Annotated in this window: 25 protein-coding genes and 1 tRNA gene; 14 read left to right on the plus strand and 12 right to left on the minus strand. The window is 67.9% G+C overall.

What is annotated here, in order from left to right:
* Positions 1-65 precede the first annotated feature (65 nt).
* Complete coding sequence (gene pyrR, locus E5F05_RS16810; protein ID WP_129119783.1) at positions 66-626, plus strand: bifunctional pyr operon transcriptional regulator/uracil phosphoribosyltransferase PyrR; 561 nt, start codon at positions 66-68, stop codon at positions 624-626.
* A complete protein-coding gene (locus E5F05_RS16815; protein ID WP_129119784.1) occupies positions 623-1,561 on the plus strand; it encodes an aspartate carbamoyltransferase catalytic subunit in 939 nt (312 codons plus the stop codon). The genes pyrR and E5F05_RS16815 overlap by 4 nt, the downstream gene beginning before the upstream one ends.
* 12 nt (positions 1,562-1,573) lie before the next feature.
* Here the strand turns inward: E5F05_RS16815 and E5F05_RS16820 are convergent, their stop codons facing one another.
* Positions 1,574-2,188, minus strand: coding sequence for a hypothetical protein (locus tag E5F05_RS16820; RefSeq protein WP_129119785.1), 615 nt, complete (start codon positions 2,186-2,188; stop codon positions 1,574-1,576).
* Positions 2,189-2,226: 38 nt separating this feature from the next.
* On the opposite strand from E5F05_RS16820, the gene E5F05_RS16825 reads away from it, so the two are divergent.
* Positions 2,227-3,477, plus strand: coding sequence for a dihydroorotase (locus tag E5F05_RS16825; protein WP_129119786.1), 1,251 nt, complete (start codon positions 2,227-2,229; stop codon positions 3,475-3,477).
* Positions 3,478-3,532: 55 nt separating this feature from the next.
* On the opposite strand, the gene E5F05_RS16830 is transcribed toward E5F05_RS16825, so the two are convergent.
* The 3 genes from E5F05_RS16830 to E5F05_RS16840 all read right to left on the minus strand — a co-directional run bounded on the left by E5F05_RS16830 (position 3,533) and on the right by E5F05_RS16840 (position 5,946).
* Positions 3,533-4,096, minus strand: a complete 564-nt coding sequence (locus tag E5F05_RS16830; protein WP_129119787.1) for a dioxygenase family protein — start codon at positions 4,094-4,096, stop codon at positions 3,533-3,535.
* Between the two features lie 89 nt (positions 4,097-4,185).
* A complete protein-coding gene (locus E5F05_RS16835; protein WP_129119788.1) occupies positions 4,186-5,271 on the minus strand; it encodes a quinone-dependent dihydroorotate dehydrogenase in 1,086 nt (361 codons plus the stop codon).
* Between the two features lie 213 nt (positions 5,272-5,484).
* Entirely contained in the window at positions 5,485-5,946 is a 462-nt protein-coding gene (locus tag E5F05_RS16840; protein WP_129119789.1) for an RrF2 family transcriptional regulator, read from the minus strand.
* Positions 5,947-6,050: 104 nt separating this feature from the next.
* On the opposite strand from E5F05_RS16840, the gene E5F05_RS16845 reads away from it, so the two are divergent.
* Together E5F05_RS16845 and E5F05_RS16850 are read left to right on the plus strand one after the other, a co-directional pair.
* A complete protein-coding gene (locus tag E5F05_RS16845; RefSeq protein ID WP_241687206.1) occupies positions 6,051-8,000 on the plus strand; it encodes a chorismate-binding protein in 1,950 nt (649 codons plus the stop codon).
* Entirely contained in the window at positions 7,997-8,701 is a 705-nt protein-coding gene (locus E5F05_RS16850) for an aminotransferase class IV (RefSeq protein WP_129119790.1), read from the plus strand. The genes E5F05_RS16845 and E5F05_RS16850 overlap by 4 nt, the downstream gene beginning before the upstream one ends.
* Before the next feature lie 49 nt (positions 8,702-8,750).
* On the opposite strand, the gene E5F05_RS16855 is transcribed toward E5F05_RS16850, so the two are convergent.
* The gene (locus E5F05_RS16855) at positions 8,751-9,350 is read right to left on the minus strand and encodes a hypothetical protein (protein ID WP_129119791.1); all 600 of its coding nucleotides are present in this window, start codon (positions 9,348-9,350) and stop codon (positions 8,751-8,753) included.
* 126 nt (positions 9,351-9,476) lie between these two features.
* Between E5F05_RS16855 and E5F05_RS16860 the strand changes: the two genes are divergently transcribed.
* From E5F05_RS16860 to E5F05_RS16885, 6 genes are all read left to right on the plus strand, one after another.
* Entirely contained in the window at positions 9,477-10,451 is a 975-nt protein-coding gene (locus E5F05_RS16860) for a polyprenyl synthetase family protein (RefSeq protein ID WP_129119792.1), read from the plus strand.
* 422 nt (positions 10,452-10,873) lie between these two features.
* Positions 10,874-12,118 carry a Glu/Leu/Phe/Val family dehydrogenase gene (locus tag E5F05_RS16865; protein ID WP_129119793.1) on the plus strand — a complete coding sequence of 415 codons (1,245 nt, stop codon included), beginning with the start codon at positions 10,874-10,876 and terminating at the stop codon, positions 12,116-12,118.
* 98 nt (positions 12,119-12,216) lie between these two features.
* Positions 12,217-13,545: a Glu/Leu/Phe/Val family dehydrogenase gene (locus E5F05_RS16870; RefSeq protein WP_129119794.1), complete on the plus strand. Its 1,329-nt coding sequence runs from the start codon at positions 12,217-12,219 to the stop codon at positions 13,543-13,545.
* 121 nt (positions 13,546-13,666) lie between these two features.
* A complete protein-coding gene (locus tag E5F05_RS16875; RefSeq protein WP_164973521.1) occupies positions 13,667-14,602 on the plus strand; it encodes a quinate 5-dehydrogenase in 936 nt (311 codons plus the stop codon).
* 113 nt (positions 14,603-14,715) lie between these two features.
* Positions 14,716-15,297 (plus strand): xanthine phosphoribosyltransferase, encoded by a 582-nt coding sequence (gene xpt / locus E5F05_RS16880; protein ID WP_129119795.1) that lies wholly within the window; start codon positions 14,716-14,718, stop codon positions 15,295-15,297.
* A gap of 213 nt (positions 15,298-15,510) precedes the next feature.
* Positions 15,511-15,999: a YflT domain-containing protein gene (locus tag E5F05_RS16885; protein ID WP_206733025.1), complete on the plus strand. Its 489-nt coding sequence runs from the start codon at positions 15,511-15,513 to the stop codon at positions 15,997-15,999.
* Positions 16,000-16,190: 191 nt separating this feature from the next.
* Here the strand turns inward: E5F05_RS16885 and E5F05_RS16890 are convergent, their stop codons facing one another.
* The 4 genes from E5F05_RS16890 to E5F05_RS21395 form a co-directional block, all read right to left on the minus strand.
* On the minus strand, positions 16,191-16,766 hold the full coding sequence (locus E5F05_RS16890; RefSeq protein WP_164973522.1) for an RES family NAD+ phosphorylase: 576 nt from the start codon (positions 16,764-16,766) through the stop codon (positions 16,191-16,193).
* Positions 16,763-17,140 (minus strand): antitoxin Xre/MbcA/ParS toxin-binding domain-containing protein, encoded by a 378-nt coding sequence (locus tag E5F05_RS16895; protein WP_129119797.1) that lies wholly within the window; start codon positions 17,138-17,140, stop codon positions 16,763-16,765. The genes E5F05_RS16890 and E5F05_RS16895 overlap by 4 nt, the downstream gene beginning before the upstream one ends.
* 237 nt (positions 17,141-17,377) lie before the next feature.
* Positions 17,378-17,680, minus strand: a complete 303-nt coding sequence (locus E5F05_RS16900) for a hypothetical protein (RefSeq protein ID WP_129119798.1) — start codon at positions 17,678-17,680, stop codon at positions 17,378-17,380.
* An 8-nt stretch (positions 17,681-17,688) separates the two neighbouring features.
* Entirely contained in the window at positions 17,689-18,444 is a 756-nt protein-coding gene (locus E5F05_RS21395) for a sunset domain-containing protein (protein WP_184117634.1), read from the minus strand.
* A gap of 130 nt (positions 18,445-18,574) precedes the next feature.
* Between E5F05_RS21395 and E5F05_RS16910 the strand changes: the two genes are divergently transcribed.
* The 3 genes from E5F05_RS16910 to E5F05_RS16920 are packed head-to-tail and all read left to right on the plus strand — an operon-like array spanning position 18,575 to position 20,855.
* A complete protein-coding gene (locus E5F05_RS16910) occupies positions 18,575-20,137 on the plus strand; it encodes an acyl-CoA carboxylase subunit beta (protein WP_129119799.1) in 1,563 nt (520 codons plus the stop codon).
* A 59-nt stretch (positions 20,138-20,196) separates the two neighbouring features.
* On the plus strand, positions 20,197-20,436 hold the full coding sequence (gene mazE, locus E5F05_RS16915) for a type II toxin-antitoxin system MazE family antitoxin (RefSeq protein WP_129119800.1): 240 nt from the start codon (positions 20,197-20,199) through the stop codon (positions 20,434-20,436).
* Positions 20,433-20,855 carry a type II toxin-antitoxin system VapC family toxin gene (locus E5F05_RS16920; protein WP_129119801.1) on the plus strand — a complete coding sequence of 141 codons (423 nt, stop codon included), beginning with the start codon at positions 20,433-20,435 and terminating at the stop codon, positions 20,853-20,855. The genes mazE and E5F05_RS16920 overlap by 4 nt, the downstream gene beginning before the upstream one ends.
* Before the next feature lie 22 nt (positions 20,856-20,877).
* Here the strand turns inward: E5F05_RS16920 and E5F05_RS16925 are convergent, their stop codons facing one another.
* The 3 genes from E5F05_RS16925 to E5F05_RS16935 all read right to left on the minus strand — a co-directional run bounded on the left by E5F05_RS16925 (position 20,878) and on the right by E5F05_RS16935 (position 22,287).
* A complete protein-coding gene (locus E5F05_RS16925; protein WP_129119802.1) occupies positions 20,878-21,558 on the minus strand; it encodes a hypothetical protein in 681 nt (226 codons plus the stop codon).
* 59 nt (positions 21,559-21,617) lie between these two features.
* Positions 21,618-21,692 (minus strand) — tRNA-Glu (locus E5F05_RS16930).
* 82 nt (positions 21,693-21,774) lie between these two features.
* A complete protein-coding gene (locus E5F05_RS16935) occupies positions 21,775-22,287 on the minus strand; it encodes an HD domain-containing protein (protein WP_129119803.1) in 513 nt (170 codons plus the stop codon).
* Between the last annotated feature and the right edge of the window lie 33 nt (positions 22,288-22,320).

Below are 22,320 nucleotides of genomic sequence, written 5' to 3' on the forward strand. Positions count from 1 at the left end.
CATGTTTTGACGAGCCGACAGCGCGCGCTGGACGGCGTTTTTTATGGGCAGAAGGCGGAACGCCCGTGACGCCCAAAGCCACCATTCTGACCGCCGACGAACTGCGCCGCGCCCTCACGCGCATCGCGCACGAGATCATCGAGCGGAACAAGGGAGCGGAGCAGCTCGCCCTGATCGGGATTCACACGCGCGGGATTCCGCTGGCGCGGCGGCTGGCCGAAAAACTCAGCGAACTGGAAGGCGTGAACGTGCCGACCGGGATGCTCGACATCACCCTGTACCGCGACGATCTGTCGGAAGTCGCGCACCAGCCGATCATCCGGGAGACGCACGTCCCCTTCGACCTGGGGCGCCGCCGGGTGGTGCTGGTGGACGACGTGCTGTTTACCGGACGCACCGTGCGCGCGGCCCTCGACGCCCTGATCGACCTGGGCCGCCCGGCCAGCATCCAGCTCGCCGTGCTGGTGGACCGGGGGCACCGCGAGCTGCCGATCCGCGCCGATTACGTCGGTAAGAATCTGCCCACCGCCCGGACGGAGCTCGTGAAGGTGAAATTGCAGGAGACGGACGGCGTGGACGTGGTGGAACTGCACGATCTGCCGGTGAATGGGGAGGCGCTGAAATGACCGTCCTCACCCCCTCCCGCCCCCGCAGTCTGCTGGACTTTCAGGGCTGGACCCCCGAACGCCTGAACGCGCTGCTGGACAACGCCGACACCATGAATCAGGTGCTCGACCGCCCGGTGAAGAAGGTCCCGGCGCTGCAAGGGCTGACGGTCTGTACCGCCTTTTTCGAGAACAGCACCCGGACCCGCATCTCCTTTGAACTCGCCGCCCGGCGCATGAGTGCCGACGTGGTGAGCTTCGCGGCGGGCGCGAGCAGCCTCAGCAAGGGCGAGAGCCTGCGCGACACGGTGGAAGTCCTGACCGCCTACAAGGTGGACGCCTACATCGTGCGGCACCCGGCCAGCGGCGCGGCGCATCTGGTGGCCCGCTACAGCGGCAAGCCCGTCATCAACGCGGGCGACGGGCGGCGGGCGCATCCCACCCAGGCCCTCCTCGACGCCTACACCATCCGGCAGGAATACGGCAGTCTGGAAGGCAAGAAGGTCGCCATCATCGGTGATATCCGCCACTCGCGGGTGGCGCGCAGCAATGCGGAACTGTTGCCGAAACTGGGCGCCGAGGTCGTGCTGTCCGGCCCCGCCACCCTCCTGCCCGCCGACCTCGCGGCCATGCCCGGCGTGACCGTCACCACCGACCCCCAGGAAGCCGTGCGCGGAGCGAACGCGGTCATGGCCCTGCGGCTCCAGCAGGAACGCATGAACGGCGGCTACCTCGCCAGCTTTCAGGAATACGCCGAGCGGTATCAGGTCAATGAGGCTCTGTTGCAGGAAGCCGAGAGCGGCGCGATTGTCCTGCACCCCGGTCCGATGAACCGCGACCTCGAAATCAGCAGCGAGGTAGCGGACGGCCCGCGCAGCCGCATTCTGAAGCAGGTCGAGAACGGGCAGGCCGTGCGGATGAGCGTGCTGTATCACCTGCTGGTGGGGCGGGATTGAAAAGTCCCGCATTCAATCAGTCAGTTCGTCTGGAAGTCTCCATTCCCAACCAATAAATCCGGTATCAAAAAAACTAATTGACTCAGCACTAGCAGGCTCAATTAGCTTTGGCGATATAGCTATCGGCAGTAATACCAAATCGAATTTCATCTTATAAAGGTGTAGCAATACTACCTGTAAGGAGGCTACGGAATTCAATGCTCTGATTAAACTAGCCGCTTTAGGATTATCGATACGCCTGTGCTTTATCTTATTATAGCCTTGTCCCCACCAGTCCGGGCTTTGTGTTGCACTCCAATCAGCAAGTGGTTGGATTTCAATTGAGTATCTGGGCATTATAAATTTCATAGTTCCAAAGTTTGGATGTGAAGACGCCATAAGATTATAGTATTCTAAGATATTATCATTGCAAGTATAATCTTTGTAAGCCTTGATCTCTTTCAATACATTTTCAAACTCACTTGAAGCAACAAGGATAATTTTTGAGAATTCATCAGAGTAAACATCAAATTGGTCAATATTTGGGGACACGTATTTGAAGCATTTCTCCAGATCATCTTCCAGAGACTGATAGAAACGCCAGTGAGGAAGATTATGGCCAATCGTATAATCGTATAAGCTTGTCATGCGCTGATGGTATCACTACCACCAAATAGGAGGACACCATGTTCACCATCACCAACATCAAACGCCCCGGCAGTGACCGGCTCGAATCCGTCACAGTCGAGAACGGCGTCATCAAGGGCTGGAACCTGCCCGCCGAGGGCGAAATCATTGACGGCAAAGGCGGCACCGTCGCCCCCGCCCTCATCGAACTCCACGCGCACCTGCGCGAGCCGGGGCAGACGGAAAAGGAAGACCTCGCCTCGGGCCTGGCGGCGGCGGCGGCGGGCGGGTACGGCACCGTCGTCTCAATGCCGAACACGACGCCGGTGGTGGACGATCCGGCCACCGTGCGTTCTCTTATCGAAAAGGCGGAGGGGCTGGGCCTGGCTCGGCTGAAGCCTGCCGCCGCCCTCACCAAGGGGCAGAAGGGTGAGCAGCTCGCGGAACTCGCCTTCCTGAAGGACGCGGGCGCGGCCATGTTCACCGACGACGGGCGCACGAACGAGAATGCCCGCGTGCTGTGCCTGGGGCTGGAATACGCCCGCAGCCTGGGCATGGTCGTGAGCGTCCACGCCGAGGACGCCGCTCTGCGCGCCGACGGCGTGATGAACGAAGGGCTGGTGTCGGAGGAGTTGGGCCTGCCCGGCAATCCCTGGGCGGCGGAAGCGGCCCGGGTGGCCCGCGATATGGAGATCGTGGCGCTGACGGGCGCGCGGCTGCACGTGCAGCACCTCAGCACCGCCCGCGCGCTCGATCTGGTGCGCGAGGCGAAGAAACGCGGCCTCCCCGTCACCTGTGAAGTCTGTCCCCACCACCTCACCCTGACCGACGAGGCGCTGCGAACCTTCGACGCGCTCTACAAGGTCGCGCCGCCTCTGCGGACCCAGGCGGACGCCGAATACCTGCTGGAAGGGCTGCTCGACGGCACGGTGGACTGCCTCGCCACCGATCACGCGCCGCATACTCGGGCCGAGAAGGAACGCGACCTGCTGGACGCGCCTTTCGGCATCGCCTATATCGAGCTGGCCTTCCCGCTGATGTGGACGCGCTTCGGGGAGCAGCTCGGCCTGGAAAAACTGCTCGACCTGATGACGGCCGCCCCCGCCCGCGTGATGGGCTGGCCGGAGCCGACGCTGGAAGCGGGCGCCCCCGCCGACCTCGTGGTACTGGACCTGGCGACCGAGCGGGAAGTGAACCCCGCTGAGTTCAGGAGCAAGGCGAAGTTTTCCCCCTGGACGGGCGAGCGGCTGAAGGGCTGGCCGCTGCTGACGGTGGTGGACGGGAAGATAGCGTTCCAGCGCGAGGACTGAAGGCCGGGCACGCGGGGGCGAGAACGGCAACGCGCCACGCTCGCCCCCCTTCCTCTTACTTCTGCACCACGAAGGTGTAATTCGCCGTCGCCTTCCCGCCGTTCACCTTGTAGTTCTGGAGTTGCATCTGGGGTTGGTAGATGCCGTCCCGCGCGTTGCTCGCCAAACCCGGAACGTAGAGCTGGGTGGTCAGCGTCCGGCCGCCGGGAGCCGTGACCTTGACGTGGATGTGGGGCGTGCGGCCCGGATACTCGCCGGGCACGACGGTCTGGAAGGTGTAGCGGCCCTGGGCGTCGGTGGTGACCTTGCCGCGCAGGGTGTACCCGCTGTTGTCGTACCGGCCCTGCGCGTCGGCCTGCCACACGTCCACCGCCGCGCCCTTCACCGGCTGGCAGTTCTGATCGAGCACCTGCCCGGACACGGTGAGAGGCGTCCCCGTCTTCACATCGGCAGCGAGGTTGCTCTTGGCGGGGGCGCCCGGCGTGTAGTAGGGGCCTTCCGTCTCGGCGGGCGTGAGGGTGCAGGTTCGGGCCGGGGCGCTGGCGGGGCCCGTCTGGGCAAACGCGGCGGGCCACAGGGCGGTGGTCAGGATCAGGGCGGTCAGGGCCAGTCTACGCATGGGAGCCTCCGTGGAAGGTCTATTCCTCACCTGGGGGCAGTGTGCGGGGAGGCCGTTAGGAAGCTGTTAAGCGCCTGTTTGGACCCTGCTCAGGCCTCCACGCCCACCGCCTCCGTCACGTGGTGGAAGCCGTCGCGCGTCAGCAGGCGGGCCAGGCCCCGGTTCAGGCGGGCGGGCAACCCCGGCCCCTCGTAGATCAGGGCGGTGTACACCTCGGTGAGGCTGGCCCCGGCGCGAATCTTGGCGTAGGCGTCGTTGGCGGTGAAAATGCCGCCCACCCCGACGATGGGCACCCGACCGCGCGTGAGTCGGTAAGCGGCGCGGACCAGTTCGGTGCTGCGCGCGGTGAGAGGCCGTCCGCTGAGGCCGCCCGCCTCCTCCCGGTGCGCGTGGGTCAGGCCGTCCCGGCTGAGCGTGGTGTTGCTGACGATCAGGCCGTCCGCGCCCGCCTCCAGCACGGCATTCACGCTCGCCTCGAAGCCTGCGGGGGGCAGGTCGGGGGCCAGCTTGACCAGGACGGGCGGGCGGTTCAGCGTGCGGACGCGGCCCGCCTCCACCTCGTCCAGCACGGCGCGCACCAGGGCGGCGAGGTCGCCCGCCGCTTGCAGCGCGCGCAGGCCCGGCGTGTTGGGGCTGCTGACGTTCACCACGAAGGCGTCGGCCACGTCTTGCAGGGCACGGACACACTTCAGGTAATCCTGCACGGCCTCCTCGTTCGGCGTGACCTTGTTCTTGCCGATGTTGACCCAGACGGGGGCGGGGCGGGCCGGGAGCGCCGCGAGCCGGGCGTGCATGGCCTCCACCCCCACGTTGTTGAAGCCCATGCGGTTGATCAGCGCCTCGTCGGGCGGGAGGCGGAACAGGCGCGGACGTTCGTTGCCGGGCTGGGCCAGCGGCGTGACGGTCCCGACCTCCACGAAGCCGAAGCCCAGCGCGCTGAAGGCCGGGACAGCCTCGGCGTTCTTGTCCAGGCCCGCCGCCAGGCCCACCGGAGAGGCGAAGGCCCGCCCCCACAGCGTTTGCGAGAGGCGCGGATCGGCGGGCGCCGTCAGGGTGCGTGCGAGGCTCGGCCAGGCAGGCAGATGTGAGGCCGCCGCCAGCGCGCGCAGGGTCAGGTGGTGGGCCTCCTCCGGGTCCAGACGGAACAGGGCGGGCTTGAGCAAGCGGCGGTACATCACCTCAGGATACGTGCCTCAAGTGCGTCCCCTCAGCCAGAGCCCCCATCTCTTCAAACTGGGTCAGCCAGCGGCCTCGGCCCGTCTCCCCTGTTTCAGGCCGCGAGAACTGTTCGGCCCACCCGTGCCGGGACTTGCCGACCGGACAAAGGCCCAGGTCGAGGCCGGAACTCCAACAGAGCGGCTGGCCCCTCCAGCAGGCCTCAAGGTCCCTCAGATGCTGAGCGCGGGAACGTTCGGTTCCAGTTGCATCAGCCGCGCGTGGTCCTGCCGCTCACTGTCCGCGATCAGGTCGGCCAGGGTGGTGCTGCCCAGCACGTCGCGCAGCGCCGCGTCCACCCGGTGCCACAGGTCCAGCGTGCCGCAGACGTTGCCCTTGTCGCACACGTGGTCTTCCTCCACGCAGGAAACCGGCGCGATGCTGCCCTCCATCGCCGTGACAACTTCATAGGCGTTGATGGCGGACGCGGGCCGGGCCAGGCGGTACCCGCCGTGCGCGCCCCGCACGCTCCTGATGAAGCCCGCCCGGCGCAGGTTGCTGGCGATCTGCTCCAGGTAATGCTGGCTGATGCCCTGCCGCTCGGACACGTCCTTGAGCGGGACTGCGTCCCCACCCCGCCGCCCGATCTCGATCAAGGCGCGCAGGCCGTACTGTGCTTTGGTCGAAACCCACATGCTCCCAGTCTACTCCCCAAATCCGGGTAAAGAGTAGGGATTTGGGCGGGATTGAGAGGAATGGACCACGCTCCCTGCCCGGCCCCTCCCCTAGAATCCGGCGCGTGACGGCTGTCTCTCCCCTGCCCCCACCTCTGGCCCAGCTCTCCCCGGCCGACGTGCTCCTGCGGCTGCGGGCGGCGGGAGCGCCGGGCGTGGTGCTGCTGGAATCGCTGGGGCCGGTCGTGGCCTACGGACGCTTCAGCTTCCTGAGTGCCTGGCCGGTGCGGGTGCAGGCAGAGGTCCCCGCCAGGCCGGAGGGCGAGGCCCTCTTTCCCGCCTGGCTGGGCGGCCTGAAGTACGAGGCGGCGCGTACCCTCGACGAAAGGACAGGTGGTCTGGACACGCACGCCCCGGACGGCCCGGCGGGCTGGTGGGGCCTCTATCCCAGCGGGCTGGTCTGGGACCGGGAGGCGGGCACGCTGGAGAGCGTGGGCGAGGCGGGGCACGTGGACTGGCAGGAGGTGCTGTCGGGTCCTCCGGCCCCCACTCCCACGCTTCAGGTGGGCGAGTTCGGCGCGGATGACGTGGACTACCCGGCGGGCGTGGGGGCCGTGCAGGAACTGATCCGGGCGGGCGAGGTCTATCAGGTGAACCTCTCGCGCGGCGTGCGGGCGCGGGCGACGGGCGATCCCCTGGCCGCCTATCTGCGGCTGCGCGAGGTGAACCCCAGCCCCTTCATGGCCTTTCTCGATCTGCCAATAGCCGGGAGGGAGGAGGTCGTCGTGTCGTGCAGCCCGGAGCGGCTGGTGCTCTGGCAGGGGGACACCCTCGCGGCCCGCCCCATCGCGGGCACCCGGCGGCGCGGGGACACCCCGCAGGAGGACGCGGCGCTGGAGGCCGAACTGCGCGTGAGTCCCAAGGAGGTCAGCGAACACACCATGCTGGTGGACCTGGTGCGGCACGACCTGGGTCAGGTGGCGGCGGCAGGGACGGTGACGGTGCCGGACCTCGGTCTGGTCGAGCGCTACAGCCACGTGATGCACCTCGTCTCGGAGGTCACGGCGAGGGCCAGACCCGGCCTGACGGTGCGTGACCTGCTGGCCGCCACCTTCCCCGGCGGCACGATCACGGGGGCGCCCAAGGCGCGCGTGATGACCGCCATCCGCGACCTGGAACCGGGGCCGCGCGGCTGGTACACGGGCGGCGTGGGGATCGTGAGCGGCGCGCGGGTGGACGTGAATATCCTGATCCGCACGGCGGGATTCCGGCGCAGCGGGGCAGAGTGGACCGTCCAGGTCCGCGCCGGGGGCGGCACGGTCATCGACGCCGACCCGCTCCGCGAGGCGCAGGAGACGGTCCACAAGGCCCAGGCCCTGCTGGCCGTGCTGTCGGGCAGGCCGGGGAGGCCCGCGCGGCCCCCCGCGCCCCCGGTGCCGGGCCGGGCGTGGTCACCGCCACCCGCGCCTTCACGGACGGGCCTGCGGGTGCTGCTGCTGGACAACCGGGATTCGTTCACCATGAACCTCGCGCATGACCTGCTGAGCCTCGGGGCGGCGGTGGACCTCCGTTCGCAGGACGAGGACGCGGCGGACCTGCTGGCCTCCCATCCGGACGCCGTGCTGGTCGGGCCGGGGCCGGGGACGCCGGGCACCAGCGGCTCCACGCTCGCGCTCACGCGGGCCTGTCTGAAGCGGGGCGTGCCGCTGCTGGGCGTGTGCCTGGGGCATCAGGCGCTGGGGGAGGTGCTGGGGGGCCGGGTGGAGCGGGCCGCACCCGTTCACGGTCGCCCGGAAGCCGTGCGGCACGGCGGGGAGGGCCTGTTCGCGGGTATCGTGGACGGCACGCCGTTCGGGCGTTACCACTCGCTGGTCGTGCGCGGCCTGCCGGAGGGGCTGGTCACGGCCCGCAGCGCGGACGGCGAGGTGATGGCCCTGCATGTGCCGGGGCGGCCCGCCTGGGGCGTGCAGTTCCACCCCGAAAGCGTGCTGAGTCCGGCGGGGCGGGTCCTGCTGGGCAACTGGCTGAGGTTGAGCCTTCAGCCTTCAGCGCTCAGCGGTCAGGAAAGAACGTGAAGCCCCTGCCTGCCGGATTGAATCAGAGCGCCTGGCTGCACGGCGAGGCGGCCTTCACCACCCTCCGCACGCGCCGGGGCGTGCCCCTGCTCTGGGAAATGCACCTTGCGCGGCTGGCGGGCACCTGTGCGTTCCTCGGGCTGCCCGCGCCGGAAGGCGAACCGCCCGCCCTCGATCCCCTCCCCTGGGGCCTGCTGCGCCTGACCGCCACCACGGACGGCCTGTTCTGGTCGCACCGCCCCCTTCAGCCCGGTCCCCGTCCGGCAGACGGCGTGAGCGTGCGTGTCACGGGCGTGCAGCTTCACCCACAGCTCGCGGCGCACAAGACCGGCAACCACCTCCCTTCCCTGCTCGCGGGGCGGGAGGCCGCGCGGGCGGGCGCTTTCGAGGGCTGGCTGACGGACGGCGCCGGGAACGTGGTGGACGGGGCACGCACCTCGCCGCTGCTGGAGCTGGACGGTCGGCTGGTGGTCCCGGCGGGCGGACTGCCCGGCCTCACCCGCGCCGCCTTTCTGCGTGGGAAAGCCTTTGAGGAGCGGCCCGTCCGCGCAGAGGAACTCCCGCACGTCGCCCGGGCCTGGCTCTGCGGGAGTGGCGTGGGGGTCGTGCCGGTGCGCGAGATCGTGGCGGACGGCTGGCGCGTCACCCTGCCTGCCGTGTGGCCCGACCTCAGCGACCCGGCGCTGATCTGGCCGGGATAAAGGAAGGGGCGGCGAGGTTTCCCCCGCCGCCTCTTCGGCACTCAGCCGTTCAATGCCCGCCCTGGCCCCTGCGCTCACTGTCCAGGCGACCACCACCCGACGCCCCTTCCAGACTCAGGGCGCCGTACTGCCGCATCACGCGGAGGGCCTCGTCCGCCTTCACGCTGTCGGGGTCGCGGGCGATCACCAGGATGTTCCCGGCCTTGATGCCGTCGTAAAAGCGTTCGGCCTGGGCAGCGGGTACGCCCATCCGGCGCAGCAGCTTCACGTAGTCGCCCAGATCACTGCCGGTCAGGGCGCCGAAGAGGCCCCCCAGGCCCGCCCCGCCCAGCGCGCCGAACAGCATGGCGAGCAGGCCCCCTTCCTGGTAGATACGGGTGCTGGGGATGATCAGGAGCAGCAACCAGACCGGCACGGTCAACGCGAGGCCCGCCAGCCCGCCCGCCAGCAGGCCGCGAATCACGTTGCCGGAGCCGCCGGGTGCGCCCATTTCCGGGCTGATGCCCGTCGCCTGCGCGAGGGTATCCTCGGCCACCACGTCGGTCATGGCAAACGCCAAGTGGTCACGGGCAAACCCGCGATTCTGGAGGGCGACCAGGACAGCCTGGGCCTGCTGGGCTTCGCGGAAAAGGGCAACGACGCTTTCCATTGCCCCGGTTTTACCATGCCCGCCAAGGGTGAGGCGAGGGACAAAGCGGGCGCGCGGGGCGGGTCCGGAACGCCCACCCCCACCAGCAGGTACGTTCCGCCCACCGGTCTTTTCTATACTGACGGCATGACTGGTGTGGCGGCCCTGACCCTTCCCGGCGCAGCCTTCGAGGCGCGGCTGCGTGAGGTGCTGCGCTCCAAGGTGGAATTCATCGAGCTGATCGGGGAAGACCTCGTCGCGGCGGGCGGCAAGCGGGCGCGGCCCACCGTGACCTTTCTGGCGGCGCAGGCCCTCGGCCTGGGCACCCAGGACCCGCGCTGGCCAGCCGTCACCGACCTCGCCGCCTGCGTCGAGCTGCTGCACTCGGCCTCCCTGCTGCACGACGACCTGATCGACGACGCCGACACCCGCCGGGGCCAGCAGGCCGCCTTCCGGCGCTTCGGCAACGTGGTCAGCGTGATGAGCGGCGACTTCATGCTCTCGCGGCTGCTGACGCTGCTGGCGGGTATGCCCCAGGGGGCCGCCCTCACGCGGGCCTTTGGCGAGACGGCCTCGCTGATCTGTGAGGGCGAGGTGCTGCAATTCCAGGTGGCGGCCTACGCGGAATACAGCCTTCAGCCGTATCTGGCCGTCATTCACGGCAAGACCGCCGCGCTGCTGGAACTCGCCGCCAGCGCCCCCGCCCTCCTGCTGGACGCCCCCGAGACGCAGCGAGAAGCCCTGGTCACCTTCGGACGGGAGTACGGCCTGGCTTTTCAGATGCAGGACGACCTGCTGGACCTCGCGGGCGACGAGGCGGCGCTGGGCAAGCCGGTGGGCGGCGACCTGCGCGAAGGCAAGGCGACCCTGCCCGTCCTGTACCTGCTCGAAGGCCCCCACGCTGCCGAGGTCCGCGAGGTGCTGGAGCGCCGCGCCGCCGCGCCCAGGGACGTTGGGCGGGTGCGCGAACTGGCGCTGACCCAGGGGGCCGCCGAACGTACCCGCCAGGAGATTCGCCGCCGTTCCCACCTGGCGGTGGACGCCCTGGCAGCGTTGCCACCCTCCGCCGCGCGCGAGGCCCTGGCCGCCCTCCCCCGCCGCGAGATCGGCCGCACCTGCTGACCCCCGGCACGGAAACCCGCCGCGCGGCCAGGGCCTGTAGAGCTTGGGGCAAAAAGACCCCCACACCCCTTGCTTTACAGCTTTGCAAGTCCCGTTTGCAAGTCCCGCCAGGAGAGAGGGTCAAAAACAAAGTCACCTTTTTGATAAATGCTTTAAGACCGGACAAACTGAATGTTTCTGTTCCCGGCCCACCCCGGGGCGACTGCCATTTGAAAGGCGAGCCGCTTCCCCATCCCACCGGCACGGGGGTGGAAGCGGTTCAGGTTTTGCGCGTGCCTGCCGTACCGGGCAGGGGTTGACGCCCTCGGGCGGGGGGGGCGTATCCTGCCCCGGGCAGCGGCCTATCCAGGCGTGTATGCTCGGAAGGCCACCCCCTTTCCCACCCCGACTGTCTCACCCGTACCGCCCCAAAGGAGAACGCGATGAGGGCATCAGGACTCAACTGGCAGGGCCTCATGGAGCAACTCCAGCAGGCGCTGCCGTACAGCGAGGTCAGCGACCAGTCGCTCGCCTACTTCAAATATCCCAAACGCACCCTGAGCGTGAACCTGCCCGTCCGCATGGACGATGGCACGGTGCGCGTCTTCAGGGGCTACCGCACCGTCCACTCGACGGCGCGCGGTCCCAGCATGGGCGGCGTCCGCTTCAAGCCCGGCCTGAATGCCCACGAGTGCGAGGTGCTGGCCGCGATCATGACCCTCAAGGCCGCCGTCGCGGACCTGCCGCTGGGCGGCGCGAAGGGCGGGGTGGACGTGGACCCGGCGGCGCTCAGCCCGCACGAGCTGGAGGGCCTCACCCGGCGCTACACCAGCGAACTGGTGGAACTGGTCGGCCCCACCGAGGACATCCTCGCGCCGGATGTCGGCACGGACCAGCAGATCATGGCCTGGATTCTGGACGCCTACGGCGAGAACACCGGCTCCACGGCGGGCGGCATGGTCGTGGGCAAGCCGCTGCAACTGGGCGGCAGCTACGGCAGCAAGGACGCCCGGGGCCGCAGCGCCGCGCTGGTGACGGCGCGGGTGCTGGAAGAACAGGGCGAGAGCCTGCAAAACGCCCGCGTCGCCGTGTACGGCTTCGGGGACGTGGGCCGCAAGGCCGCGCAGACCCTCGCCGCGCAGGGTGCGCTGGTGGTCGCCGTTTCGGACCAGAACGGCGCGACCTTCGCCAGCGGCGGCCTGGACCTGACCGCCCTCTCCGCCTACCGCGAGGCGCACGGCAGCGTGCAGGGTTTCGCCACCGACATCACCCCCGAAGAGGTGATCGAACTCGACGTGGACGTGCTGATGCTCGCCTACGACTACGGCAGCGTGAATGCCGGGAACGCCCACGCCGTCCGCGCCCGCTACGTGGTGGAGGCCGCCAACCGCGCCGTGCTGCCCGAGGCCGAACGCTTCCTGCAAGGGCAGGGGATCGCGGTTCTGCCCGATCTGGTCGCCAGCATCGGCGGGCTGGTCGTGAATTATCTGGAGTGGGTGCAGGACGCCAGCAACTTCTTCTGGACCGAAACCGAGATCGAGCGGGCCATCGACCTGCGCGTGGACGCCGCCGTGAATACCGTGATGGCCTTTATGCGGACCCGCGACGTCGATATACGGACCGCCGCCTACGCCATCGCCCTGACGCGACTGCACGAGGCCGCGGTGATGCGCGGCGTGTATCCGTGAAGCTGTCAGCCGTCAGCTTTCAGCAGGCAGGCAACGAACGCTTTTGCTGAGAGCTGAACGCTGACCCCTCCTCTTCTTCCCCCACCGGAGGCCCCACCATGACCACCACCCAGGACCCCAAGAATCAGACACCGGAGCAGAAGAAGCTCAGACCGCACGACCTGCCCAGTTACCTCGACCCGAACAACATCGGGCCGTACGAGATCTTTCTGGAGCAGGTGGACCGGGTAACGCCGTACCTGGGCAAGCTGGCGTACTGGGTCGAAACTCTCAAGCGCCCCAAGCGTATCCTGATCGTCGACGTCCCGATTCACCTCGACGACGGCTCCGTCGCCCATTTCGAGGGCTACCGCGTCCAGCACAACACCAGCCGTGGTCCGGCCAAAGGCGGCGTGCGCTACCACCAGGACGTGACCCTCTCGGAAGTGATGGCGCTGTCGGCCTGGATGACCATCAAGAACGCCGCCGTCAACCTCCCGTATGGGGGCGGCAAGGGCGGCATCCGGATTGATCCGCGCAAGTACAGCACCGGGGAACTCGAACGGCTGACCCGGCGCTATACCTCGGAGATCGGGTTGATCATCGGGCCGGAAAAGGATATTCCGGCGCCCGACGTGAACACCAACCCGCAGACGATGGCCTGGATGATGGACACCTACAGCATGAACGTCGGCCGCACCGCGACTGGCGTGGTGACCGGCAAGCCCGTCTCGCTGGGGGGCAGCCTGGGGCGCAGCGACGCGACGGGGCGCGGTGTGTTCGTGACCGGCGCGGAGGCCATGAAGAAACTCGGCCTCCCCCTCGAAGGGGCCCGCATCGCCGTCCAGGGCTTCGGCAACGTCGGCAACGCCGCTGCCCGCATCTTCTTCGACCACGGCGCCAAGATCGTCGCCATTCAGGACGTGACCGGCACCATCCACAGCGACGCGGGGATCAATCCCTACCAGGCCGCCGAACACCTCGCCCAGACTGGCAAGATCACTGGCCTCCCCGGCACTGAGGAACTCCAGCGCGAGGAATTCTGGACGGTGGACTGCGACGTGCTGATTCCCGCCGCGCTGGAAAAGCAGATCACCGAAGCCAATGCCGGGCAGATCAAGGCGAAGCTGATCGTCGAAGGCGCCAACGGCCCCACCACGCCGCAAGCCGACGACATCCTGCGGGAACGGGGGATCACGCTGGTGCCGGATGTGCTGGCGAATGCGGGCGGCGTGACGGTGAGTTATTTCGAGTGGGTGCAGGACTTCTCCTCGTTCTTCTGGACGGAGGAGGAGATCAACAGCCGACTGGACCGGATCATGACCGAGGCGTTCCTGAGCCTGTGGGAGGTCAAGGAACGGCATGACGTGACCCTCCGGACGGCCGCCTATATCGTCGCCTGCACCCGCGTCCTCGAAGCCCGCGCCCTGCGTGGCCTCTATCCGTGAAGCTTTCAGCGGTCAGCCGTTAGCCGTCAGCAAGAAGGAAGCCTCAGCCCATGCTGGGGCTTTTCGCTTTTTGCTGACCGCTGAAAGCTGACGGCTGACCGCTCCCTATACAATGCCCTCCATGACCGATCTTCTGAGCGGCTGGCAGCCCGCCCCCGCAGGCTTCAAGCACGTCGTGAGCGTGTCGCTGGGAGCGAGCAAGCGCAATGCCCGCGAAGAAATCAACGTGCTGGGCCAGCCCTTCGTGCTGGAGCGCCTCGGCACCGACGGGGACGCGAAAAAGGCCGCGCAGCTCTTTCAGGCGCTCGACGGGCGGGTGGACGCTTTCGGGCTGGGGGGCGCGGACCTGTACGTGATCGCGGCGGGGCGGCGCTACACCTTCAGCAATGTCCGCAAGCTGGTCGCCAACGCCAAGCTCACCCCCGTACTGGACGGCAGCGGCCTGAAGAACACGCTGGAGCGCGAGGCCATCGCCCAGCTTGGTCCGCTGCTGAACTGGCGGACGCAGAAGGTGCTGATGGTGAGCGCGGTGGACCGCTTCGGCATGGCGGAGGCGCTGGCGAAGGCGGGGGCCGACGTGGTGTACGGCGACATCGTGTTCGGCCTGAACCTGGACATTCCGTTGCGGAGCCTCGCGGCGCTGCGCCGGGTCGCGCACCTCGCGCTGCCGGTGATCACCAAGCTGCCGCAGGACTGGTTCTACCCGACCGGTGCCAAGCAGGAGTCCAGCGTCCAGGGCAAGGGAACCCGCTACTACGCCTGGGCGGACGTGATCGCCGGAGACACCCACTACGCCAAACGCTACGCCCCGCGCGACCTGAGCGGCAAGACCATCCTCACCCAGACGATCACGGAGGCCGACCGAGTCTGGATGAAGGAACACGGGGTTGCCCGTCTGATCACCACCACGCCCCGCATCGGCAGCCGCAACTTCGCGACCAACGTGCTGGAGGCCCTGTTCGTGGCCCTGAGCGGCAAACGCGAGGCGCTGAGCGAGGAGGAATACCTGCGCTATATCCGCGAGGTGGGGTTCCGGCCGGAGGTGAATGAGCTGTAGGCGCTGCGCGCCGGGAGTGGGAAGTGGGGCAAGGGCGAACGCCCAGGCTCAAGTTTCCACCCCCACTTCCTACTGATCACTTACCGCACCCAGCGCCCGCTACACTCCCTCCCATGCAGGCATTGGTCGAGGCAATTCGGGAACAGGGCGTGATTCTGCCCGGCGGCATTCTCAAGGTGGACGGGCTGGTCAACCACCAGCTTCTCCCCCACCTGACGCGCGAGATGGGGGAGCGGTTCGCGGCGGGGTTCGCGCCCCTGAAGCCCAACAAGGTGGTGACCATCGAGGTGAGCGGCATCGCGCCCGCCCTCGCCACCGCGCTGGTGCTGAACGTGCCGCTGGTGTACGCCCGCAAGAAAAAGCCCATCACCATGCAGGAACCGACCTTCACGGCGCAGTCCCTCAGCCGCACCAAGGGCGGCGCCGTGGACCTGTTCGTGAGCAGCGAGTACCTGGGGCCAGGGGACCGGGTGGTCGTGATCGACGATTTTCTGGCCTCGGGCGGCACGCTGCGGGCACTGGCGGGCATCATCGCGCTGAGCGGGGCCGAACTCCTGGGCCTGGGCTGCGTGATCGAGAAAGGCTTCGAGGAGGGGCGCGCCAGGCTCGCGGACCTGAACGTCCCGATCCTGACGCTGGCGAACATCGTCCGCATGAACGAGGCCGAGGGGGTCGTGGTGGAGGCGGGCCGCTGAAGAAGCGTCAAACCGTCTGACGGTCTAACGGTCTGACCGCGCAGCGCCTGGCGTCAGGCGAGTTCCTGGGCCGTTCGGCGGTTCGACCTTTTGACCGCTAGACCCTCCTCCTTCAGGAAAGGCCAAGCTCCAGCGTGAGCATTTCTGAACCTGACGCTCAGAGGAGAGGCAGGGAGGCTGTCTAGGCTGGGGACAGGAAGGATGTGACCTGACGTGACCCAGCCTGATCCCCGCTCCGCCCTGATCCCGGACCAGAGCGCCCGCGTGAACGTCGCGACCTATGCCACCTATCCCGAAGCGCAGCGCGCGGTGGATTACCTGAGTGACCAGCGTTTTCCGGTGGAACGCACCGCGATTGTCGGGGAGGGCCTCAAGACCGTCGAGCAGGTGACGGGCCGCCTGGACTGGGGCCGCGCGGCGGGCCTGGGCTTCGGCCAGGGCCTCTTCATCGGCCTCTTTATCGGCCTGCTGTTCGGGCTGCTGGGGCTGGCGGGGGGGAACATCCTGTTTGCCGTCGCCTACGGCATGGTGATGGGCGCGATCACCGGCCTGGTCTGGGGCCTGGTCAGCTACGCGATGACGGGCGGGCGGCGCGACTTTACCTCCATCGGCGGAATGCGCGCCGACCGCTACGTGATCGTGGCCGACGCCGAGGTGGCCGAGCAGGCGCGGGCGCTGCTGGCGAATCTGCCAGCGCGCTGAGCACCCCTTCTCCAGCAAGGCGGGGCCTGACGATGGAAAACGCCCCAAACCCGTCGGCCACGAGGACCTGGGCAAGAACTGGGTCGGCGTCGGGCACCTCAAGATTGGGGATAAGATCAAGCAGGCGGACGGCACCACCGGCGTCGTCGCCAACGTGGTCACCCTCGGGCAGACGCGGGAGATGTTCAACCTCACAGCGGGTCTTGGTCTGGGAAACTGGCAGGTAAACCGGCCGGGAAGAGTGCGAACGGGAGACGGTCCTTGAACAGCAGCACATTGCCCCGCTGCGGTTGAATCTTACTGGGGTAGCGGATGGCCTCAATGCGGCCCGACTCAAACGCGAGGCGTCCCAGGCGCTGGGTCGGTGCCTCCCGGCCCGCCGCGTTCATGGCTTTCCACTCGCCCGTCAACTCTTGCAAGTTCGTGCCGAGCCGTTCCTGAACCTGGGCGTCCATCAGGTCCAGCAAGGCCGTGAGATGGACCCGCACGCTGAAGGTGATATGCAGGGCAGGGGTCGCTCCGGGAAAGGCCTCGCTGAAGGCGCTGCCCTGCATGACTTCGAGCAGCGCCAACTCCGGGTAGTGAGAGGTGTAGAGGGCGGCGCAGACGCCTGCTTGGGTATAGCGGTTATTCGCCAGCAGGCTCCCCCGCACAGAGGCCAGGCTCTTGATGTACCGACCTGCCACGACGCGGTGGAGGGGACCACTCCACGAAGTAAGCGGCACGCCCCCGAGGGCGTGCCGCAACTCGGCATCATCGGCGATCAAGCGTATTGCCCTTTCTCCAGGTCCTCTTCGACATGGTCAAGCAGAACCTTGAGGTCATCCGCCCCGCCGTCTTCGAGCGCCTTGAGGGGCGTCTTGCCGTTCAGTCCTGGATTGGGCGTGTGGAACCACATCCGGGTATAGCCCTCATCACCCGTCAGTTGGCGAACACGTACTGCGAGCTGTTCAATCTCGGTCATAGGAGCCTGGAGAGTGTCACTGTCGGGGCGCTTGCGGAGCCCACTGGGGTCGCGGTGGAGGATGCGGGCGAGTTCGGCGACGTTGAGGCCCAGGAAATCACCGAGACGCTTGGCGTCGAGCCGACCACTCTGGGGGTTGCGAGCCGGAGTGAGAGCATGGCTAAGCAATCTGGTCACGAGAAGGTCCCTCCTTGCAGCCCAATTATGTCCCGTTTTTGTCCCGAATGGATGAGCAGGAGTGCCGAGAGCGTGCGCAACTTGTGCAGCGATGAGGTAACTGCGGCAACGCTAGAGGGATAGCCCGGCAGCCGCACTCCGACTGTCAGCGCGTAACCCGCCTTGCACACTCCCTCTACGTCAAGGCGTGGTCTGACGACGAATGGGCCGGGCCACCAGTCTCTCCAGCCCGCACACTCAAGCCTGTTTAACCGTCACCTGGCCGCTCTTCCAGGCCACGTGGTTCTGGCTCCCGTAGTGCGCCCAGAACTCCTGGGGAACCGCGCCAGGCACGTCGTAGCGCAGATACAGGTAACCGGGGTCGGTCGGCACCAAGCCGCCATTCACCTCTACCCGGCTGAGGGTGGGCCGCTGAAGCTGCTGAAACTGCGGGTCGGCCTGGAGTTGGGCCTGGGCCGCTTGCAGGAGGGCCTGTTGCTGCGGCGTGAGGGTTCCCGCCCGTCCGTCGGGACCGATCATGGTGAGGTTCGTCTCCGGCATGGCTGACCTTACCTCCCGGGCGCCCGGTCCCCGGCGGCCTGCGCTGCGGTGGCACTCACAAAGCAGCCCACGGCATGGGTGCGGGCGTAACTGCTGTCCCCGCTGGGCAGATGGTAGATGTGCGATTTGCTGACCTTGACCGGTGCGCTCGCCGGACAGCTTCCATCCGCGTTGGGCGAAGCCGCGCCGCCTGCTCCCCGCGCGCTGCCGGGCACCGGGAGGGTGGTGGGGTTCGGCAACGTGGACACGGGAGGAGGCGTGGGCGTTCCCTCCTCGGCGGGGGCGACTCCACCCGGCAGGGGGCCAAGGTACTGCACATAGGCCGTCTCCCAGTCGTGGGCGATGGCCTGCTGGGCCTGCTGGAAGGTGATCTTCCCGGAGCACGCCAGGTCATGCAGGCGGTTCTCGACCTGGTCCTTGACATGGGCGTTGAGCGGCTCGGTCCTGTACGACTCCGGCCAGAGGTTCCTGACGCTGTTGCTGCCGCCCAGTTCCAGGCTGATCAGGTGGTCGATCTCGTACTCGCCTTTGCCCCGACTGGTGATGCCGTACGAGCGGTAGACCTGCTCCTTGACGGCCTGCGGCACGTCACGGACGGTGCGGGCATAGCCCGGCTGGCAGATGACGGCGGGATCGCTGGTCAGCACGTCCCCCGGCGTCTTGACCGGGTCGGGCCGCAGAGGCGCTTGCAGGTTGTAGGGAGCGGCCAGCCCCGGCGACACCAGCCCCACGGCGAGCAGGAGAACCGTGATTCGGCAGTCCATAGCCAAGGGTGCGCGCCCCAGTTAACGCGGAGATGAAGTGGGGCAGCGAGCAGGCGCGTGTCCCCGCCCGGGGGTGTTCCCCTTTCAGGAACGCGGGCCGCCCAAACGCCCGCCCAGGTAGCATGGCGCCATGACGCAACCGGGGGTAGAACTTCAGGAACTGATCGCCGCGATGGAGCAGCGCCGCGCGAAGGTCGAGGCGGGCGGCGGCCAGGAGCGCCAGCAGAAGCAGCGCGAGGGCGGCAAGCTCACCGCCCGCGAACGCATCGAGAGGTTGCTCGACCCCGGCTCCTTTCTGGAACTCTCCACCTTCGTCGAACACGGCCACAACCGGCTGATGCAGGGCGTCGAGGCCCCCGGCGAGGGCGTGGTGACCGGGCGCGGGACGATAGGCGGGCGGCAGGTCTTCGTCTTCAGCCAGGATTTCACGGTGTTGGGCGGCTCTCTGGGCAAGATGAACGCCTCCAAGGTGACGAAGGTGATGGACCTGGCCGCCAAGACCGGCTGCCCGGTGATCGGCCTGAACGATTCGGCGGGGGCGCGGATTCAGGAGGGCGTGGACAGCCTCAGCGGCTACGGCGAGATTTTCTACCGCAACGCGATCTACTCGGGCAGCGTGCCGCAGATCAGCGCCATCCTGGGACCGTGCGCGGGCGGCGCGGTGTATTCCCCCGCCCTCACCGACTTCATCCTGATGAGCCGGGGCAGCAGCTACATGTTCATCACCGGGCCGGAGGTGATCAAGTCCGTCACGCGCGAGGACGTGACTTTCGACCAGCTCGGCGGCGCCGACGTGCATACGCGCAAAAGCGGCGTGGCCCATCTGGAATACGACGGCGACGAGGCCGTGCTGGACGGCATTCGCGACTTGCTCGCCTACCTGCCGCAGAACGCCCGCGAGCAGCCGCCGGTGCGCGAATGCACCGACCCGGTGGACCGCCCGAACACTCGGCTCCTCGACATCGTCACGCCCGACCAGCGCAAGCCCTACGCGATGCATGACGTGATCCATGAACTGGTGGATGACGGCACCTTTCTGGAAATCCAGCCCGGCTGGGCCAAGAACATCCTTGTCGGCTTCGCGCGGCTGAACGGCGCCCCGGTGGGCATCGTGGCGAACAACCCGAAGGTGATGGCGGGCACGCTCAACATCGACGCTTCGGACAAGGCGGCCCGCTTTATCCGCACCTGCGACTGCTACAACATCCCGATTCTGACGCTGGTGGACGTGACGGGCTTCCTGCCGGGGGTGGCGCAGGAACACGCCGGGATCATCCGCCACGGCGCGAAGATGCTCTACGCCTACGCCGAGGCGACCGTCCCCAAGATCACGCTGATCACGCGCAAGAGCTACGGCGGCGCGTACCTCGCCATGAACAGCCGCGACATGGGCGCGGACGTGGTGTACGCCTGGCCGACCGCCGCCGTCGCCGTGATGGGCGCGGAGGGCGCCGCCAACATCGTCTACCGCCGCGACATCCAGAACTCAGAGAACCCCGAAGCCACCCGCGCCGAGAAGATCAAGCAGTACAAGGACACCTTCGACAATCCCTACGTGGCCGCCAGCAAGGGCTACATCGACGACGTGATTCCCATGGAAGATACCCGCCGCATCCTGATCCAGACCTTCGGGATGCTGCGGGACAAGGAGGAGCAGCGGCCCTTCAAGAAGCACGGGAATATGCCGCTGTAAGGGCACGCACACTCCCAGTTCTCCTTACCACTTAACCTTTCGGGTAAGGAGAACAGCCCATGCGGACAACGCTCACCAGTAAAGGCCAACTGACGCTGCCGGTTGAGGTTCGGAAAAGACTCGGCCTGGAGCAGGGGACCCAGTTCGAGGTCTCGGTCAACGACGCGGGGCAGGTGGTGATGACGCCGATCACCGAGGTGAATGACCCCTTCGCTGCCTGGGTGGGCGTGCTGGCACCTCTGCCGGACGGGATGACTTCGGCCCAGTTCGTCCGCGACCTGCGAACCGAGGATGAATGATCACGGCGGTGGATTCCAATGTCCTCAGCGCCCTGCTGCGCGGTGAGGCCACCCAGACAGCCATCCGCCGCATTCTCAACCGCGCCCGCCGGGAGGGGCCGCTCCTGATCTGCGGCCCGGTGTACGCCGAACTTCAGGCGGGGCCGGGCATGACATCAGAATTGCTGGATCACTTTCTGACGGCAACGGGAATTGAGGTGGACTGGCGGCTGGACGAGGCTGTCTGGCGTTCCACTGGGACCGCCTTCGCCACCTGCGCGGCCAGATGGCGGGCGTCCGGTGGAGGCTCTCCCCGGCGGGTACTGGCCGATTTCGTGATCGGTGCACACGCGCGCTCTCGTGGGGCACAACTGGTCACGCTGGACGCGCAACATTACGCGGCGTGTTTTCCAGAGTTGCAGGTCGTGCTTCCTGCCTGAACCGCAGACCCCGCCTTCCGCTTCAGCCTTCCTGCTCCCCTTCGGAGGGCGGGCCCAGCAGGCTGAAAGTCACCCCAGTTTCATCTGCCACGCTCAGCGGGCTGCTGTCCGGCAAGCTGGCGCGCAGGCCGACCCCCAGCTCAAACGCCCCATTGAGCAGCGGCGCGTCGGCGGCGGGGTCGAGGGTGCCCCACAGGTGGGCGGCCCCTTTACCCTCGGCCCCGGCCCGCCACAGCAGCGCCCCGACCGCCTCTCCCCCCGCGTAGGCCGTCAGCAGGGTCCAGGCGGGGTCCCCCTCCAGCCGGGCGGCGAGGTGACGGGCGAGGGGTCCGGCCCATTCCGGCGTCCCGTGCGCTTCCGCAAGGACGGCGGCCCAGGCGGGGAGAGACAGGCGCGACACCTGCTCCACGTCGATCCGCCCCGCGTCCGGCAAGGGGTGATAGGTGCCGACCCGCACCGCGCTCACCTCCTCACCGGGCAGCGGCACAGTGGCGGCCACCAGGGCGGGCATCTCCTGCGCATGGTGCCAGGCGGCCACCAGCGGCAGGCGGTCGGGATCGGCGTCCGGCAGATAGGTTGCGTTCAGGGCCAGCACGTTGACGCCGGGGGTGTGCAACGTGACCGCTCCCCGGAAGTCACGCCGCACGGTTGAGAGCGGCTCGAAGTAGGCGATCAGTTCCGTCAGGGCCGGGGGAAGGGACATGCAGGCAGCCTAGCGGAGCCAGCAAAACGCCGCCCCCGGTGCGGGAAGGCGGCGCGCAGTGGTGACCCCAACGGGACTTGAACCCGTGTCTGCGCCTTGAGAGGGCGCTGTCCTGACCGCTAGACGATGGGGCCGTCCGGAAATCGTTCCGCTGGCAGGGGCGGCGTCAGGCAAGGGAGGATTGTAGGTGGGCCGGACCGGGGAAGTCAAGCGCCCTCATTCCAGATCGTCGTAGTGGTGCAGCAGGGCCGCGTCGGGGTCGCCGCCCGGGTGGTGGTGCCGCGCGACCAGGCGGGCCACCCGGGGCCGGGCACCGGCACGGGCCAGCAGTTCCGCGCCCAGTTCCGGGTGATACGCCCGCACCGAGAGCGGCCCGAACGGCAGCAGCCGCGAGAGCCGGTTGGGCACCAGGCCGACCAGCACGCGCTCCGCGACCCGGTAGGGGCGGATGCTCTTGCCGCAGTCATGCAGCAGGGCGGCGGCCACCACCTCCGGCGCGGCGTGGGGATGCTCGCGCAGCAGGTGCCGGGTCACGCGGCAGGCGTGCTCGCGGTCACGGGCGTCCATTCCCAGGTACACGCGGGCCTCCGCCGGGGTGAGCCGCGCGGTCGCCCAGGCATCGTCCGGACGGGCCAGGCGGGCGCTCAGGCTGCGGGTGAGCCGCCGCACCTTGCCCAGGTAGCCGCGCCCTTTGCGGGCCAGCCGGGCGGAGGGGGTCAGGGGACGCATAGGGAAAGAATACGGGAAGGGCCGACCTGCTCC

This window comes from Deinococcus metallilatus (genome assembly GCF_004758605.1).
Classification (GTDB): domain Bacteria; phylum Deinococcota; class Deinococci; order Deinococcales; family Deinococcaceae; genus Deinococcus; species Deinococcus metallilatus.